16 protein-coding genes are annotated in these 15,855 nt (G+C 67.0%); all 16 read right to left on the bottom strand.

Annotated elements, in window-relative coordinates; genetic code table 11:
* Nucleotides 1-45 precede the first annotated feature (45 nt).
* The 16 genes from IB258_RS15295 to IB258_RS15220 all read right to left on the bottom strand — a co-directional run bounded on the left by IB258_RS15295 (nucleotide 46) and on the right by IB258_RS15220 (nucleotide 15,571).
* Nucleotides 46-2,526: a heavy metal translocating P-type ATPase gene (locus tag IB258_RS15295; protein WP_192329427.1), complete on the bottom strand. Its 2,481-nt coding sequence runs from the start codon at nucleotides 2,524-2,526 to the stop codon at nucleotides 46-48.
* 102 nt (nucleotides 2,527-2,628) lie between these two features.
* Nucleotides 2,629-3,363, bottom strand: coding sequence for a cytochrome c biogenesis CcdA family protein (locus IB258_RS15290; protein ID WP_054452098.1), 735 nt, complete (start codon nucleotides 3,361-3,363; stop codon nucleotides 2,629-2,631).
* A 15-nt stretch (nucleotides 3,364-3,378) separates the two neighbouring features.
* Nucleotides 3,379-4,233 carry a c-type cytochrome biogenesis protein CcmI gene (gene ccmI / locus IB258_RS15285; RefSeq protein WP_192352808.1) on the bottom strand — a complete coding sequence of 285 codons (855 nt, stop codon included), beginning with the start codon at nucleotides 4,231-4,233 and terminating at the stop codon, nucleotides 3,379-3,381.
* The gene (locus IB258_RS15280; RefSeq protein ID WP_082400815.1) at nucleotides 4,230-4,688 is read right to left on the bottom strand and encodes a cytochrome c-type biogenesis protein; all 459 of its coding nucleotides are present in this window, start codon (nucleotides 4,686-4,688) and stop codon (nucleotides 4,230-4,232) included. The genes ccmI and IB258_RS15280 overlap by 4 nt, the downstream gene beginning before the upstream one ends.
* On the bottom strand, nucleotides 4,685-5,206 hold the full coding sequence (locus IB258_RS15275) for a DsbE family thiol:disulfide interchange protein (RefSeq protein ID WP_054452096.1): 522 nt from the start codon (nucleotides 5,204-5,206) through the stop codon (nucleotides 4,685-4,687). The genes IB258_RS15280 and IB258_RS15275 overlap by 4 nt, the downstream gene beginning before the upstream one ends.
* The gene (locus tag IB258_RS15270) at nucleotides 5,203-7,179 is read right to left on the bottom strand and encodes a heme lyase CcmF/NrfE family subunit (protein WP_192352807.1); all 1,977 of its coding nucleotides are present in this window, start codon (nucleotides 7,177-7,179) and stop codon (nucleotides 5,203-5,205) included. Before IB258_RS15270 ends, IB258_RS15275 begins: the two co-directional genes overlap by 4 nt.
* Nucleotides 7,176-7,643: a cytochrome c maturation protein CcmE gene (gene ccmE / locus IB258_RS15265; protein WP_175159888.1), complete on the bottom strand. Its 468-nt coding sequence runs from the start codon at nucleotides 7,641-7,643 to the stop codon at nucleotides 7,176-7,178. The genes IB258_RS15270 and ccmE overlap by 4 nt, the downstream gene beginning before the upstream one ends.
* Nucleotides 7,636-7,818, bottom strand: coding sequence for a heme exporter protein CcmD (ccmD, locus tag IB258_RS15260; RefSeq protein ID WP_370539834.1), 183 nt, complete (start codon nucleotides 7,816-7,818; stop codon nucleotides 7,636-7,638). Before ccmD ends, ccmE begins: the two co-directional genes overlap by 8 nt.
* A complete protein-coding gene (ccmC, locus tag IB258_RS15255; RefSeq protein WP_042795263.1) occupies nucleotides 7,815-8,549 on the bottom strand; it encodes a heme ABC transporter permease CcmC in 735 nt (244 codons plus the stop codon). The genes ccmD and ccmC overlap by 4 nt, the downstream gene beginning before the upstream one ends.
* Nucleotides 8,550-8,556: 7 nt before the next feature.
* A complete protein-coding gene (gene ccmB, locus IB258_RS15250) occupies nucleotides 8,557-9,225 on the bottom strand; it encodes a heme exporter protein CcmB (RefSeq protein WP_192352806.1) in 669 nt (222 codons plus the stop codon).
* Nucleotides 9,226-9,237: 12 nt separating this feature from the next.
* The gene (gene ccmA / locus IB258_RS15245) at nucleotides 9,238-9,852 is read right to left on the bottom strand and encodes a cytochrome c biogenesis heme-transporting ATPase CcmA (protein WP_125472239.1); all 615 of its coding nucleotides are present in this window, start codon (nucleotides 9,850-9,852) and stop codon (nucleotides 9,238-9,240) included.
* A 189-nt stretch (nucleotides 9,853-10,041) separates the two neighbouring features.
* Entirely contained in the window at nucleotides 10,042-11,085 is a 1,044-nt protein-coding gene (locus IB258_RS15240) for a copper resistance protein B (RefSeq protein WP_370539833.1), read from the bottom strand.
* Nucleotides 11,086-11,093: 8 nt separating this feature from the next.
* Nucleotides 11,094-12,905, bottom strand: coding sequence for a copper resistance system multicopper oxidase (locus IB258_RS15235; protein ID WP_192352805.1), 1,812 nt, complete (start codon nucleotides 12,903-12,905; stop codon nucleotides 11,094-11,096).
* Nucleotides 12,906-12,947: 42 nt separating this feature from the next.
* A complete protein-coding gene (locus IB258_RS15230; RefSeq protein WP_042795260.1) occupies nucleotides 12,948-13,439 on the bottom strand; it encodes a plastocyanin/azurin family copper-binding protein in 492 nt (163 codons plus the stop codon).
* A 78-nt stretch (nucleotides 13,440-13,517) separates the two neighbouring features.
* Entirely contained in the window at nucleotides 13,518-14,900 is a 1,383-nt protein-coding gene (locus tag IB258_RS15225; RefSeq protein ID WP_192352804.1) for a heavy metal sensor histidine kinase, read from the bottom strand.
* Complete coding sequence (locus IB258_RS15220; RefSeq protein WP_119450383.1) at nucleotides 14,897-15,571, bottom strand: heavy metal response regulator transcription factor; 675 nt, start codon at nucleotides 15,569-15,571, stop codon at nucleotides 14,897-14,899. Before IB258_RS15220 ends, IB258_RS15225 begins: the two co-directional genes overlap by 4 nt.
* Between the last annotated feature and the right edge of the window lie 284 nt (nucleotides 15,572-15,855).

The following is a 15,855-nucleotide window of genomic DNA, read 5'->3' as shown; positions in this document are numbered from 1 at the left end:
AACCTGCGGGAAGAGCGCTTCCCGGCGGCTGCCGGGAAGCCCCGCTCAGCCGCGGGCCGGGAAGGGCGCGGCGAAGCGGCGCAGCCGCAACGCGTTGCTCAGCACGAACACGCTGGACAAGGCCATCGCGCCCGCCGCGAACACCGGAGACAGCAGGCTGCCGTTGACCGGATACAGCAAGCCTGCCGCTACCGGGATCAGCGCCACGTTGTAGGCAAACGCCCAGAACAGGTTCTGCTTGATGTTGCGGATGGTGGCCTTGGACAGCGCGATGGCGTTGGGCACGCCGCCCAGGTCTCCCGACATCAGCACCACGTCGGCGGCTTCGATGGCGATGTCCGTGCCGGTGCCGATGGCCAGGCCCACGTCCGCTTCGGCCAGGGCCGGCGCATCGTTGATGCCGTCGCCCACGTAGGCGATGGGACCGTACTGCTGCTTCAGGCGCTGCACCGCCGCGACCTTGCCGTCGGGCAGCACTTCGGCGACGACTTCGTCGATGCCGAGCTGGCGGGCGATGGCCTCGCCGGTGCGGCGGTTGTCGCCGGTGATCATCGCGACTTTCAGACCCAGGTCATGCAGGGCGCGGATCGCGGCGGCCGTGGTTTCCTTGATGGGGTCAGCCACGGCGATCATGGCGGCCAGCTGGCCGTTGATGGCGGCGTACAGCGGCGTCTTGCCTTCGTCGCCCAGGCGCGCGGCGTCCGAACCGAAGGACTCGACGCTCAGGCCCAGTTCGCGCATGAAGCGGTCGGCGCCGATCTCGACCAGGTCGCCGTCGACCCGGGCGCTGACGCCAAAGCCGGTGATCGATTCGAATTGCGAAATCGTGCCCAGCGCAATGTTCTCGGCGCGCGCCGCATCCACGATGGCTTGGGCGATCGGGTGTTCCGACTTGGCCTCGACGGTGGCAACCTTGCCCAGCACCGCAGCGCGTTCGAAGCCCTGTGCAACGATCAGGTCGGTCAGCTCGGGACGGCCCTTGGTCAGCGTGCCGGTCTTGTCCACGGCCACGACCTGCGCGTCCTTCAGCGATTGCAGCGCTTCGCCCTTGCGGAACAGCACGCCCATCTGCGCGGCGCGGCCCGTGCCCACCATGATGGAGGTCGGCGTGGCCAGGCCCATGGCGCAGGGGCAGGCGATGATCAGCACGGCCACGGCATTGACCAGCGCGAAGGTCAGGGCGGGTTCGGGGCCGAACGTCAGCCAGATGATGAAGGTCACGACGGCCGCCGCCATGACGGCAGGCACGAACCACATGGTGATGCGGTCCACCAGGGCCTGGATCGGCAGCTTGGAGCCTTGCGCCTGTTCGACCATGCGGATGATCTGCGCCAGCAGCGTGTCGCCGCCGACCTTGGTGGCGCGGAACGTCAGCGCGCCGTTCTGGTTGACGGTGCCGCCGACCACTTCGGAGCCGGGCTGCTTTTCGACGGGCACGGGCTCGCCGCTGATCATGGACTCGTCGATGAAGCTGTTGCCTTCCACCACCTCGCCATCCACCGGGATGCGTTCGCCGGGGCGGACTTCGATCAGGTCGCCCGCCACCACTTCCTCGATGGCGAGTTCCAGCGTCGCGCCGTTGCGCACGACGCGCGCGGTCTTGGCCTGCAGGCCGAGCAGGCGCTTGATGGCCTCGGACGTGTTGCCCTTGGCGCGTGCCTCCATGTAACGGCCCAGCAGGATCAGCGCCACGATGACCGCGGCGGCCTCGTAATAGACGTTGACGGTGCCGGCGGGCAGCAGTCCGGCCGCGAAGGTGGCGACCACCGAATAGGCATAGGCGGCGGACGTGCCCACCGCCACCAGCGAGTTCATGTCGGGCGCGCCGCGCAGCAGCGCGGGGATACCTTTCTTGAAGAAGCGCAGGCCGGGGCCGAACAGCACGATGCTGGCCAGCACGAATTGCAGGTACCAGCTGTTCTGCGTGCCGATGGTTTCGGCGATGACGTGGTGGAACGCCGGCACGATGTGCGCGCCCATTTCCAGGATGAACACCGGCAGCGCGAAGATCGTGGCGACGGTCAGCGCGCGCTTCAGTGACTTCAGCTCGGCGGCCTGGCGTTCGGCCACGGCGTCGGTGTCGCTGGCTTCGGCGGCCAGGGGCTTGGCTTCGTAGCCGGCCTTGGCCACCGCCTGGATCAGGGCGCTGGCGGGCACGCCGCCGGCCGCGGTGATGCTGGCGCGCTCGGTAGCGAGGTTGACGCTGGCGCTGCTGACGCCGGGCACCGCCTTCAGGGCTTTTTCGACGCGGCCCACGCAGGAGGCGCAGGTCATGCCGGTGACCGACAGTTCGATCGTGGTTTCGGCGACGGCGTAACCCGCCTTCTGCACCGCCTGCACGGCGGCGGCGACGTCCGGCGCCCCTGCAAACGTGATGTCGGCGCGTTCGGTCGCCAGGTTGACGCTGGCCTGATTGACGCCCGGCACGGCCTTCAAGGCCTTTTCGACCCGGCCCACGCACGAGGCGCAGGTCATGCCTTCGATAGGCAGGCTGACCGCGACGCTGTCTGCTGGGATGGCACTCATATCCGCTCCTTGAAAACTTGGAATTTCCTGCTGATGGGTGTCACTATAAAGATTCCAATGATGTCAAGGTCAAGCGTTTGATCGGACGAGTTTTGACCTGGCTCAGCCCAGTCTGCCCAAGGCGGGGAAGGTCAGCAGCATCCAGATGGCGAAACGGGCCAATTGGCCGGTGGCGATGGCCCAGCCCATCACGATCAGGATCAGCCCGGTCAGGATCCGCAGGATTCGGCCGGCGCGTTGCAGGCCCTGCATGCGGCGCAGGAAGGGGCTCATGAACCAGGCTGCCGCTAAAAAGGGGACGCCCAGTCCCAGTGCGTAGACGCCCAGCAGGGCCACGCCCTGGCCCACACTGGCCGAGGCCGCGCCCAGCGCCAGGATGCCGGCCAGGATCGGGCCGATGCAAGGCGTCCAGCCGAATCCGAACGCGGCGCCCAGGATCGCGGCGCTGCCGGGGCTGCCCTGACCCGCCGGATCGAACCGGTAGTAGCGCTGCGCCCAGGCGGGCAGGCGCAGGACGCCCAGCAACATCAAGCCCGCCAGCGCGATGATGGCGCCTGCGGCCAGGTTCAGTTCGTAGCGGTAGGACAGCAGCAGGCGGCTCAGCGCCGTGACGCTGGCCCCGAAGATGACAAAGACAGTAGAGAAGCCGGCGACGAAGCAGGCCGCCAGCCCCAGCATGCGCCAGCGCAGCGCACGGCCATCATCCGCGGACGCGCCGGATCCGCCCGCGATGTAAGACAGATAGCCTGGCACCAGCGGCAGCACGCAAGGCGACAGGAACGATGCGGTCCCCGCGATGAAGGCGGTGGCCAAGCCGATGAGGGACAGGTCAAGCATGACGGGCCGCCGCGATCATGGCGCAGCGCCCTCGCGCTGGCGCTGGCGGGCCAGCGTGATGCCCTCATTGACGGTGCGCGCCATGTCGCTGCCGGCAGGCAGCCTGGCCAGCAGGCGTTGCCAGAAATCGATGGCCGTCGGGAAATCGCGCTGGTCAAAGCGGCTTGCGCCCGCCAGCATCAGGGCCAGCGGCTCCTCGGGGTTGAGGTCCAGCGCGCGCCGCAACAGCTGGTCAGGCTGTCCGCCGAAACCCCGGTTGGCGCTGAGCACCAGCGATTCGGCGTACTCGGCCAGGGCTGCCGGGTTGCTGTCCACCACCGGCGCGGCCCGCGCAAAGGACTGGACCGCGTCGGCGTGCCGGCCGAAGTAGCGGTGGGAACGGGCCAGCATCAGCCACCCCTGATAGTCGTCGGGATTGCTCGCCAGGCGGGTCTCAAGTTTGGCCACCATGGCCCGGATGTCGGCGGCGGTGACCTCGGGTTGTGCGACAGGCGCCTGAGGCGGGGCGATGGCGGCGGGGTTGCCCAGCGCCACATAGGCAATTATGGCGGCCAGAGGCAGCGCGAGGGCCAGGCTCGCAGGCAGCAGCCGGCCGGGGTTCGTCGCCGTGGCACGGTCTTGCGTTTCGCCGGCTTCTTCCAGCGCCAGCCGCTGTAGCTCGGTGCGCGCTTCGGCGAAGGCGTCTTGCGAGAGGATGCCGTTGGCGCGGTCCCGCTCCAGCTCGCGCAGCTGGTCGCGCAGCACCGCCACGTTCGCCGCCCGGCGCTTGTTGGCGGCGCTGGCGGCGGGCGCACGCCGCAGGGCGGCGATCAGCCATAGGGTGACGACGGCGGCCATCAACGCGGCCGACAGATAGAAGAGCTGAGTCATGTTCCAGATCCTTTTTCAGCGTCGACGCCCAGCAGGGCGTCGGCAGTCCGGCGCTCGGCAGGCGTCAGCGCGGGGCGGCGCTGGCGCAGCCTGCGCCGGCGCAAGGTCAGGGCCAGCGCGGCCAGCCCGGCGGCCAGCAGCGCGGCGGGGCCGAACCAGAGCAGCAGCGTGGAGGCTTTCAGGCGCGGCCGGTAGAGGATGAAGTCGCCGTACCTGGCCTCCATATAGGCCAGGATGTCGGCCTCGGATTTTCCGGCGTCCAGCTGCTGACGGATCTCGCGGCGCAGATCGACGGCGAGGTCGGCGCGCGAGGCGGCAATGGATTCGTTCTGGCAGACCAGGCAGCGCAGTTCCGAGGCGATCTCGGTGACGCGGCGGTCGTCAGTCGAGCCTTGGGCGCCCGCGCCGTAGCCCAACGCCAGCGATAGCGCGAATACGCGCAGGAGTATCTTCATTGCAGCCCCCGGATCAGCGGAAGCAGGGTGTCGCGCAGCGATTCGCGCGTCACCGGGCCGATGTGCTTGTAGCGGATGGTCCCGGCCTGGTCGATGACGAAGGTCTCCGGCACGCCGTAGACGCCGTAGTCGATGCCGACCTTGCCGTCGGTGTCGGACACGGACGCCTCGTAGGAATCGCCGTTGCGCGCCAGCCAGGCGATGGCTTCGTCCCGTATGTCCTTGTAGTTCAAGCCTATGACAGGCACGCCGTGCTGCGACGACAACTCCTGGATATAGGGGTGTTCCGTCAGGCAGGCATAGCACCAGGACGCCCAGACGTTCAGCACCCATACCCGGCCTTTCATGCTCTCAGGCGTGAAGGTCTTCTGGGGCTCATGCAGTTCGGGCAGGGCAAACGCGGGAGCGGGCTTGTCGATCAGCGGCGACGGCACTTCGGACGGGTTGAGGGTCAGGCCTATTCCTAGAAAGAACACCAGCACCACGAAGCCCGCCAGGGGCCAGATGTAGCGGCTCATGGCCGGGCCTCCGCCGGCGCCTGCGGTACTGCGCGTTGCGGCTGTTTTTTCTCGCGGCGCTTCAGGCGGTAGCGCGGATCGCTGATCGCCAGCAGCCCGCCCAGGGCCATGAGGATGCAGCCGCCCCAGATCCAGTCGACGAACGGCTTGTAGTACAGGCGCACGCTCCAGGCGCCTTGCTCCATGGGTTCGCCCAGGGCGACGTAGACATGGCGCAGGCCGTTGGCGGCGATGGCCGCCTCCGTCATCGGCAGCGCCGAGGACGCATAAGTGCGCTTTTCTGGATGCAGGTCGCGCAGGCGCTTTTCGCCGCGGTAGAGCGCGAAGGTGCCCATATCGGATTCGTAGTTCGGGCCGCGCACGCGCGCCACGCCCTTGAATTCGACGCGATACGAAGCCACTGGCGCGCTTTGCCCGGGCTGCATCAGCAGATCCTGTTCGGTCTCGTAGCTGCCCACCAGCGTAACCCCGGTGATGAACACCGCCACGCCCAGGTGAGCCAGATGCATGCCCAGCCAGCTGCGTGGCTGGCGCCACCAGCGGTCGCGGGTCGCGCGGATGCGCTTGACGACGTCCACGGCGATGGCGGTCGCCAACCACGCGGCCAGTCCCAGCCCCAGCGCCGTGCCTCCGGACCAACGCTCGAAGAGCAGGGGAACGCCCACGCCCGCCAGCACGGCCAGCGCCGCGGGAATCGACAGGCGTTTGAGCAGGCTGCCAGCATCGGCCGATTTCCAGTTGGCCATGGGCCCCACCGCCATGAGCAGCAGCGCGGGCACCATCAGCGGCACGAAGACCGCGTTGAAGTAGGGTGGTCCGACCGACAGCTTGCCCAGGCCCAGCGCGTCGATGAGCAGCGGATATAGCGTGCCCAGCAACACGCTCGTGGCGGCAACCGCCAGCAGCACGTTGTTGACCAGCAATAGCGATTCGCGCGATACGAACGCGAACTGGCCGCCGTGGCCGATCCGGGGCGCGCGCAGGGCATACAGGAACAGAGAGCTGCCGACCGTGGCGGTGAACAGCGCCAGGATGAATACGCCGCGCGCCGGGTCCGTCGCGAACGCATGCACCGAGGTCAGCACGCCCGAACGCACCAGGAACGCGCCCAGCAAGGCCAGCGCAAACGTGCCGATCGCCAGCAGCACGGTCCAGCTCTTGAAGCTGCCGCGCTTTTCGGTCACGGCCAGCGAGTGGATCAGCGCCGTGCCGGCCAGCCAGGGGATGAAGGAGGCGTTTTCCACCGGGTCCCAGAACCACCAGCCGCCCCAACCCAGCTCGTAGTAGGCCCACCAGCTGCCGACCGCGATGCCCAGCGTCAGGAACAGCCACGCCGCAGTGGTCCATGGGCGCGACCAGCGGGCCCAGACCGCGTCCAGATTGCCCGACAGCAGCGCGGCGATGGCGAACGCAAACGCCACCGAGAACCCGACATAGCCCATGTACAGCAGCGGCGGGTGGAAGATCAGGCCGATGTCCTGCAGCAGCGTGTTCAGGTCCAATCCGTCAGCCGGGGCCGGGACCAGGCGTTCGAACGGATTCGACGTCAGCAGCACGAACAGCAGGAAGCCCGCGCTTATCAGGCCCAGCACGCCGAGCACGCGCGCGACCATGGCGTCGGGCAACTGCCGCGAAAACAGGCTGACCGCGCCGGCCCAGCCCGTCTGCATGAACATCCATAGCAGCAGCGAGCCTTCATGCCCGCCCCAGGTCGCCGCGATGCGGTAGAACAAGGGCAATTGGGAGTTCGAGTTGTAGGCCACATAGGCCACCGAATAGTCCTTGGCCGCGAAAGACCAGATCAGCGCCCCAAGGCTGAACGAAACCAGCAGGAACTGGATCTGCGCGGCGGGCCGCGCAATGGCGATCCAGTCCGCGCGGTCCAGGGCCGCGCCGCGCAGCGCGAGCGCACCTTGCACCAGCGCCACGAACAGCGTCAGGATCAGGGCGAAATGAGCGAGTTCCGGAATCATCGGGAGCGGGCCTCCTGGGGGGCGGTCTTCGGTGCGGCCTGCGATACGGCCTGATCGATCGCGTGCTGCGCCTCGGGGGGCATGTAGTTCTCGTCATGCTTGGCCAGCACCTCGTCGGCGCGGAACAGGCCATCGCCGTCCAGCCGGCCCTGCGCCACGACGCCCTTTCCTTCGCTGAACAGGTCCGGCAGGATGCCTTCATAGGCCACGCGGACGGTGTGGGCCGTATCGGTCACGACGAAACGGACGGTGAGCGAGCCCGGCGTGCGCTGCACGCTGCCGCCTTCGACCATGCCGCCCACGCGGAAGGCGCGTCCAGCCGGCGCTTCGTTATTGCTGACCTGGGTGGGCGTGTAGAAGAACACCAGATTGCTCTGGAAGGCGTTGAGCACCAGCGCGCTGGCCACGCCCACCGAGGCCAGCCCGCCCAGGACGAGCCACAAGCGACGTGTCCGCTTATTCATCGCCGCCCTCTCGCCATTGAGCGGGGGGCGGCCCCGCCAGGATCGCGCGGCGGCGGCGCGCCAGCAGCAGCTGTTCGCTGCCCAGCAGGAACGCCGTCATCAGCAGCGATCCCCACACGTAAACCGCATAACCGCCCATGGCGAGGAACTCGCCCAGACTGGACCAGTGCATCATTCGCTACTCCATTGTTCGCGGATCCAGGCCGCGTGCCGCTCGCGCTCGAGCACGATGCAGCGCAGGCGCGCCAGCGCCGTTGCGATGCTGTACATCCACGCGGCCAGGGACATCAGCAGCATGCCGGCGAGCATGATGCCGGCCATGCTGGGCGCGGCGGTCAGCGAGACCGAAGCGCCCTGATGCAAGGTGCTCCACCATTGCACCGAGAAATAGATGATGGGAATGTTGACCACACCGGCCAGCACCAGCACCGATCCGGCGCGGTCGGCACGCTGCGGATCGTCGATGGCGGCCCTCAACGCGATATAGCCCGCGTACAGGAAAAGCAGGATCAATTCCGAAGTCAGCCGCGCATCCCAGACCCACCAGGCGCCCCACATGGGCTTGCCCCATAGCGCGCCGGTCCACAGCGAAAGAAACGTGAACAACGCGCCGGTAGGCGCCAGCGCGGCGATCATCATGGCTGACAGCCTGCTGTTGAAAACCAGGTGGACCAGCGCCCAGAACGCCATCACCAGATAAACGAACATCGACATCCAGGAGACCGGGACATGGACGAAGATGATGCGGTAGCCCTGGCCCTGCTGAAAATCGGCGGGCGCGGCGATAAAGCCGATATAGAGGCCGGCCGCGGCCAGCAGGACCGCTGCCGTGGCGAACCAGGGGATTGCTTTTCCGGCCAGGGGATAGAAGGCCTTGGGCGAGGCATAGTGAAACCAGCGGATCATGGGTTCCTCATTCAAGCGAGATGCGTAGGGCGGCGGCCGCGCCCTGCGGCGCGAGGAACAGGGACAAGGCCAGCACGGCGCCCAACAGCGACAGGTGCGCATTCGCGCCCAGGCCGCTTTGCGCTGCCTGCACAGCGCCCGCGCCGAATACCAGAATGGGAATGAAGAGGGGCAGCACCAGCAGGGCCAGCAGCGCGCCGCCGCCGCGCGCGGTCAAGGTGAGCGCCGCGCCTATGGCGCCGATCAGGCCAAGCGCGGGCGTGCCGATGGCCAGGCCCAGCGTCAGGATCAGAAGGGCGGAGGCATCCAGGCCGAATTGCAGGCCCAGCACGGGCGCAAGCAAGGTCAGCGGCAAACCGGACAGCAGCCAGTGGGCAGCTACCTTGCCCAGCACGATCACCGGCAAGGGCGCGGCGGACAGTATCAACTGCTCCAGTGAACCGTCGCGATGGTCTGCCTCGAACAGGCGGCCCAGCGACATCAGGCAGGACAGCAAGGCCGTCACCCAGAGCACGCCTGGCGCAATGACGCGCAGCGTTTCCCGTTCGGGGCCGACCGCCAGGGGAAACAGGCTGGCAGCCACCAGGAAGAAGGCCAGCGGCGTCAGCGTGTCGCTGGCGCGCCGTTGGGCGATGCGCAGGTCGCGCAGCGCAATGGCTGCGAGCAATTTCGGCATGGAACTCATGCGCTAGGAGCCAAGCCGGATCTGCTTGTGCGCATGGTCCAGCGCGATCGCCTGATGGCTCGTCGCCACGATCGCGCCGCCATCGCGCAGATGGCGATCCATGGCGCGCGCCAGCCACGCGTGAGCGGTGGCGTCCAGGGCGGTCACGGGTTCGTCGAGAATCCAGAGGGGGCGGAATTCGGCAAGCAGGCGGGCGAGGGCCGCCCGCCGCCTCTGGCCAGCCGACAGGGCGCGGATAGGAAGATGCTGCTTGTCGTCGAGTCCTGCCTCGTGCAGCGCGGAGGCAATCGCCGCGGGACGCTCCGCGTGTCCGCTTGCGGCCTGTAGCGCCCGCAGATTCTGGATAGCGCTGAGTTCACCATTGAGGCCGTCGGCATGCCCCAAATAGAAGAACTGGCTGCGATAGTTGCTGCCAAGTTGCGAAATGCCGAGTCCCTGCCACAGCACCTTGCCGCGAGCGGGCTGCGCCAAGCCCGCCAGAATGCGCAGCAGGCTGGTCTTGCCGCTGCCGTTGCGTCCGTGGACGAAGAGGCATTCGCCGGGCGCCACCTGCAAGGCCAGTTGCTTGAACAGCGGGCGCTCCGCGCGCATGCAACCAAGATCCATCGCTTCAAGCATTGCCGCTCCGCCGCTGTGTGGACAAAGGGGCCACTATAGGGAGGCGCGTCTGACCGTCACATTGCTGGCGGTTTACATTCCTGTAATGTTCGGACGGAAACGGCCGTGTTTCAGCACAGATCGCGCGGATGCGGCCGTAGCAGTTGAAAAAGTTCTGGCCGACGCCGCGAGTTGCAGCGCCGGCGATACTTAGAACCAGATGCGCACGCCGGCCAGGATCGCGCGTTCGGAACGGCTTTCTCCGGCTTCGCTGGCGTAGCTGGCGGTCTTGCCGAACTTGCGTCCGAACGACACCCCGACATACGGGGCGAATTCGCGCGTGACCTCGTAGCGCAGCCGCAAGGAGAACGATGCGTCCGACAGCCCGGAACCCACGCCGCGCGCCTCGTCATTCTTGCCGTTCAGGCTGGCTTCGATTTCAGGCGTCAGGATCAGGCGCTGCGTGAGCAGCAGGTCGTATTCCGCCTTCAACGCCAGCGCGGTTCTGCCGGATCCGCCGACGTAGCCGGTGATTTCGGTTTCGATGCCGTAGGGCGCCACGCCTTGCACGCCGAACGCCGCCCAGTTGCGCTTCGGTCCCGTGCCGAAATCGCGCCGCGCACCGAGTTGCAGGTCCCAGAACGGCGAGATCGTGTGGCTCCAGAAGGCCTCGATCTTGGCGTCCGTGCTGCCGTTCAGGCGATCGCCTTCGCTTTTGATCCACAGCTTGTTCAGATCGCGGCCGATCCAGAACTGGCCGTCCCATTGCAGGCTGGTCTGTTCGTTGCGGTCGTAGGCGACGCCAAGCTTGTCGAACAGCAGGTGGCTGGTGACGACGTTGTCCATCATGTGCGGATGGATGCGGTAGGCGGCGTAGCGCTGCTCCGTGCTGCCGTCGCTGGAGGGCAGGGATCCCACCGGCGGGCCTTTGGGCGGGGATTCGTCCATGCCGGGCATGGCGCCGTGATCCATGCCCGGCATCGAACTGTGATCCATGCCTTGCATCGAGCCGTGGTCCATGCCTTGCATTGAACCGGGGGCCATGCTCTTCGTCGAGGTCGGATTCTGACCCTGCGTCGATCCATGGTTCATGCCAGGCATCGAGCTGTGGTCCATGCCTTGCATCGAGCCATGGTCCATGCCGTCCATCTTTCCGGCCGGCGCCTGCGCCTGGGCCAGTCCGGATGCGGCCGCAAGAAGGGCGGCGCCCGCGACGAGCCCGGACCAGTGCATTCTGGATGTCGTTGTTCTCATTATTCCCCCTATTCCACGACGACCGCGCGGAACATGCCGGCCTCCATGTGGAACAGCAAGTGGCAGTGATAGGCCCAGTTGCCGCGCGCGTCCGCGCTGACGCGGTAAGTGAGGCGCTGCGCCGGGTTCAGGCTGATCGTGTGCTTGCGCACCTGGAAATTGCCGTCGGCGGATTCGAGGTCGCTCCACAAGCCATGCAGGTGGATGGGGTGCGTCATCATGGTGTCGTTGACCAGCACGAAGCGCACGCGCTCGCCATACTTGAGCACGATGGGCTTGGCCTCGGTGAACTTCAGCCCGTTGAACGACCACATGTAGCGGTCCATGTTGCCGGTCAGGTGCAGTTCGATCTCGCGAGTCGGCGGGCGGTTGTCCGCGGGTTCGACCATGGAGTGCAGGTCCGCATAGGTCAGCACGCGGCGGCCGTTGTTGCGCAGGCCCACGCCTGGATCGTCCAGCCGGGTCGAAACGATGTCAGGCACCATGGAGTTGGCGGGACTGTACTCGGCGGGGTAGGGATGCTTGACCTCGACCATGCCGCCTTCGTTGCCGCCCGCGCCATGGTTCATGCCTGCCATTCCTGCCATGCCGGCGTGGTCCATGCCGGCCATGGAGCCGTGATTCATGCCGCCCTGAGCGCCGTGGTCCATTCCCCCCGCTTGCGAGCCGCCCATGTCCATGCCGGGCATGTCGTGCGCCATGCCCATGTCCATCATGGTCAGCACCTGCACCGGGTCCAGCGCCGGGATCTCGGCCTGCATGCCCTCGCGCGGGGCCAGCGTGCCGCGCGCATAGCCGGAGCGGTCCATGGCCTGCGAAAAGATCGTGTAGGCGCGCTCGTCCTGCGGTTCGACGATGACGTCATAGGTCTCGGCCACGGCGATGCGGAACTCTTCCACCTCCACGGGCCGCACGGCGAGGCCGTCGGCGGCCACCACCGTCATCTTCAGGCCGGGGATGCGCACGTCGAAGTAGGTCATGGCCGACCCGTTGATGAAGCGCAGGCGGATCCGTTCGCCCGGACGGAACAGGCCGGTCCAGTTGCCGGCCGGCGATTTGCCGTTGGTAAGGAAGGTATAGGTTGCGCCCGAGACGTCGGCCAGGTCGGTCTGGTTCATGCGCATCTTCTGCCACATGAGCCGCTCGTTCAGCGCACTCTTCCAGCCGGATTTTTCGGCGTCGTCGATCAGGCTGCCGACGGTGGGCTGGATGTAGTTGTAGTAGTCGGGCATCACCTTGAGCTTGCGGAACACGCTCATGGGATCCTCGTCGGTCCAGTCGGACAACAGCACCACATAGTCGCGGTCCGCGCGCACCGGGTCCGGGCGCTTGGGGTCGATGACGATGGCGCCGTACAGTCCCGTTTGTTCCTGGAAGCCGGAATGGCTGTGATACCAGTACGTGCCGCTTTGCCCCACGTCGAACTGGTACGTGAAGGTTTCGCCGGGCGCGATGCCGGGAAAGCTTAGACCGGGCACGCCGTCCATGCCGGTGGGCAGGATGATGCCGTGCCAGTGGATCGAGGTGTCTTCGCGCAGGCGGTTGGTGACGCGCAGCGTGACGCGGTCGCCTTCGCGCCAACGCAGCGTGGGCGCGGGCAGCATGCCGTTGACCGTGGTTGCGATGCGGGGAGCGCCAGTGAAATTGGCGGGACTCTCGCCGATCTCCAGGTTGAACTCGGTCCCCGACAGCACGCTCTGCCGGGCGGCGCCGGCCTGCGCCCAAGAAGACGGGCTCCACAGACCCATGCCGGCCAGCGCGCCGCCCGTGGCCAGGCCCTGCACAAACCGGCGGCGCGGATTCGAAACTGCTCTACTCATGCTCTATCTCCCCGGTAGCCGGACCGGCATCCCGGCAGTGGATTACTTGACGGAAACCGCGCCCTTCATGCCGGCGGGATAGTGTCCGGGCTCCAGGCAGGCGAAGGCGACGGTTCCCGCCTTGTCGAAGGTCCAGACGATGTCGCCGGCCTTGCCCGCTTCCAGGGACACGGAGTTCGGCTCCTCGTGGCGCATGCCCGGGTCCTTGAGCATCATCTGGTAGTGGCTGTTCAGGTCTGCCGTGGTGCCCAGCACCATTTCGTGGCGGATCTTGCCGGAGTTGGTGACCTTGAAACGGATGGTCTCGCCCGCCTTGACGTCGATCTTGTCCGGCGTGAAGCGCATTGCATCCGTCATGTCGACCACGATCGTGCGCGAGACCTTGGCGGGGTTGCCGGGCTTGCCGATGGGGGCGGCGGCGTCATGGCCGCCGCCGTGGCCCGCGCCGTGGCCGGGGGCAGCCATGGCGCCGAAGGAAAGCAAAAAGACGCCCGCGGCCACGGCGCCTTGTGCGAGTTTCACCAGTTTCTTCATGCGTATCCTCTAGACTCGAATTGGGGGTAGGAGGCGCCACTTTAGTGACGCGCTCCACACCGCAACCTGTCGGGAGGATTACTTTCCTGTAATGTTCGGCGTCCGGGACAGTGTGAAGCCGACCTCGGTGCCCTGACCGCCGCAGCGCGCGAACGCGTTGCCGCCGTGCATGCGGGCAATGGCGCGGACGATGGCCAGGCCCAGGCCGTGCCCGTCGGCGCGCCGGCTGCGGGCATCGTCGCCGCGATAGAAGCGGTCGAAGATGCGCGGCAGCGCCTCGGATGCGATCGGCGCGCCTGGATTCCTGACCCTGATCTCGATCTCCTCTTGCCGGGTGATGCAATAGAGGTCGATGCCGCGTCCCCGCGGCGTGGCCCGGATGGCGTTGCTGAGCAGGTTGGCGATGGCGCGCCGCAACAGCCGCGGGTTGGCCATCAAGATGGCGGCGCCGTGCGCGGTCAGGGACACGCCGGCTTCGTCCAGCGCAGCCTCGTAGTACTCGGCCACGCGGGCGACCTCGCGGCGCACGTCCACTTCCTGCAGGTCCCCCGCTGGTTCGCCGCCGTCGGCGCGGGCCAGGAACAGCATGTCGTTGACCAGCGCCTTCAGCCCTTCCAGCTCCTCCAGGTTGGATTCCAGCACCTCTCGCAGCTCCTGCTCGGAACGGGGGGACGACAGGATGACCTCGGCGCCGCTGATCAGCGTGGCCAGGGGCGTGCGCAGTTCGTGCGCCACGTCGGCGTTGAAGCCTTCCATCTGCTGGTAGGCCGTTTGCACCCGGCCCAGCATGCCGTTGAAGGTATGGGTGAATTCGCGCAGCTCGCGGTCTATGCCCTGTTCCGGCAGGCGCACGGCAAGATTGTCCGGCTGGATCCGGGCGGCCTGCTGGGACAGGCGGCGGATGGGCGACAGTGAGCGCCGCACCGCCCATGCCGACAGCACCAGCGTGGCGCCGACCCAGGTGGCGCAGATCAGGACCAGCGCGGTGGCGAAGGCATACAGGAACTGCGTGCCAGGGCGCAGGTTAACGGCCACGGTGAGCTCGGCCCCCGGCAGCAGCGTGCCTTCCAGCGGCACGCGCAGCCCGCGCATGTTCCAGCCGTCCTGCGAGTGCAGCCTGATCTCGCGCCCGGACAGCGGCCGCACGTCCACGGGCGGCGCCTCGCCGTAGAACACGCTGCCGTCGGCGAGCGTGATCCAGGTCTTGAGATTGCCGTGACCGACCATGATGTTGTCCAGGGCGCCACGCAGATCCTGCATCTGCGCCAGCGTGGTCTGCATGCCGATGAGGTGGTTGATGAGCTCCAGCTTGCCGGCCACCTCGGTGATCTCCTGGCGCTGCACCTCGCGCTTCAAGGCCCAGAACAAGGTGTAGCCGGCGATGCTGGACACCACCAGCGCAATGATGCCGAGCAGCAGCGTGAGGCGGATTTCCATCGAAGCGATGCGCGGCAGCTTCATTTTTCGCGCAGCTCCAGCACGTAGCCCATGCCGCGCACGGTATGCAGCAGCTTGGTTTCGAACGGGTCGTCTATTTTGGCCCGCAGGCGCCGCACGGCGACTTCGATGACGTTGGTGTCGCTGTCGAAGTTCATGTCCCAGACTTGCTCGGCCAGCACCGTCCGGGACAGCACCTGGCCGTGGCGGCGCAGCATCAGCGTCAGCAGCGTGAATTCCTTGGCGGTCAGGTCCAGGCGCATGCCGCCGCGTTGCGCCTTGCGCCGCGCCAGGTCCATCTCCAGGTCGGCAAGCTTGAGCAGCGTCGACTCCTGCCCGCGGCCGCGGCGCAGCAGGGCCTGGATCCGCGCCAGCAGCTCGGAAAAGGCGAAAGGCTTGACGAGGTAATCGTCCGCGCCGCCTTCCAGGCCGCGCACGCGGTCTTCCACCTTGTCGCGGGCGGTCAGCATCAGGACCGGCGTTTCCTTGTGCTTGCGCAGGTCCGCCAGCACGCCGAAACCGTCGACGCCGGGCAGCATAACGTCCAGCACCACCACGTCGTAGTCGCCCTCGATGGCGGCGTGCCGTCCGTCGATACCGTCGCGGGCGATGTCGACCACGTAGTTGTGCTCGGTCAATCCTTTGCGGACGTAGTCCGCGAGCTTTCTTTCATCTTCGATCAAGAGGATACGCATGGGGCGCCTCGCATTCCTTGCACAAATGTAATGAGTCGGTCCGGCTTCTGTAATTGCCGACTGCGTAGAGTTCAGCGTGTCTGCCAAGTTCCCGCTTGGCGGCGCTGAAACACAAGGAGCGATCCGTGAGTGCTCGAAAATCTGTCTCGAAGAGCTTTGAAACGGCCAACGATGAAATTGCCGTTGCGGCGCATTATGCACCTTGCGCGCCGAAACGTGCACGGGGATATGCGCGGATGGCGGCCGCGGGGACCGGTCCGTCCAGGGCCTGAACCGGCGTTGCT

It is taken from the genome of Achromobacter sp. ACM02 (assembly GCF_014851605.1).
Taxonomy (GTDB): Bacteria; Pseudomonadota; Gammaproteobacteria; order Burkholderiales; family Burkholderiaceae_B; genus Achromobacter; species Achromobacter aegrifaciens.
The sequence above is the reverse complement of the archived record's forward strand: the minus strand, read 5'-3'. Positions and strand labels throughout refer to the sequence as shown.

Excerpts from the sequence above, each read along its gene's own strand:
- IB258_RS15295 (WP_192329427.1), bottom strand. The coding sequence starts at position 2,526 with ATGAGTGCCATCCCAGCAGACAGCGTCGCGGTCAGCCTGCCTATCGAA.
- IB258_RS15290 (WP_054452098.1), bottom strand. The coding sequence starts at position 3,363 with ATGCTTGACCTGTCCCTCATCGGCTTGGCCACCGCCTTCATCGCGGGG.
- ccmI (WP_192352808.1), bottom strand. The coding sequence starts at position 4,233 with ATGACTCAGCTCTTCTATCTGTCGGCCGCGTTGATGGCCGCCGTCGTC.
- IB258_RS15280 (WP_082400815.1), bottom strand. The coding sequence starts at position 4,688 with ATGAAGATACTCCTGCGCGTATTCGCGCTATCGCTGGCGTTGGGCTAC.
- IB258_RS15275 (WP_054452096.1), bottom strand. The coding sequence starts at position 5,206 with ATGAGCCGCTACATCTGGCCCCTGGCGGGCTTCGTGGTGCTGGTGTTC.
- IB258_RS15270 (WP_192352807.1), bottom strand. The coding sequence starts at position 7,179 with ATGATTCCGGAACTCGCTCATTTCGCCCTGATCCTGACGCTGTTCGTG.
- ccmE (WP_175159888.1), bottom strand. The coding sequence starts at position 7,643 with ATGAATAAGCGGACACGTCGCTTGTGGCTCGTCCTGGGCGGGCTGGCC.
- ccmD (WP_370539834.1), bottom strand. The coding sequence starts at position 7,818 with ATGATGCACTGGTCCAGTCTGGGCGAGTTCCTCGCCATGGGCGGTTAT.
- ccmC (WP_042795263.1), bottom strand. The coding sequence starts at position 8,549 with ATGATCCGCTGGTTTCACTATGCCTCGCCCAAGGCCTTCTATCCCCTG.
- ccmB (WP_192352806.1), bottom strand. The coding sequence starts at position 9,225 with ATGCCGAAATTGCTCGCAGCCATTGCGCTGCGCGACCTGCGCATCGCC.
- ccmA (WP_125472239.1), bottom strand. The coding sequence starts at position 9,852 with ATGCTTGAAGCGATGGATCTTGGTTGCATGCGCGCGGAGCGCCCGCTG.
- IB258_RS15240 (WP_370539833.1), bottom strand. The coding sequence starts at position 11,085 with ATGAGAACAACGACATCCAGAATGCACTGGTCCGGGCTCGTCGCGGGC.
- IB258_RS15235 (WP_192352805.1), bottom strand. The coding sequence starts at position 12,905 with ATGAGTAGAGCAGTTTCGAATCCGCGCCGCCGGTTTGTGCAGGGCCTG.
- IB258_RS15230 (WP_042795260.1), bottom strand. The coding sequence starts at position 13,439 with ATGAAGAAACTGGTGAAACTCGCACAAGGCGCCGTGGCCGCGGGCGTC.
- IB258_RS15225 (WP_192352804.1), bottom strand. The coding sequence starts at position 14,900 with ATGAAGCTGCCGCGCATCGCTTCGATGGAAATCCGCCTCACGCTGCTG.
- IB258_RS15220 (WP_119450383.1), bottom strand. The coding sequence starts at position 15,571 with ATGCGTATCCTCTTGATCGAAGATGAAAGAAAGCTCGCGGACTACGTC.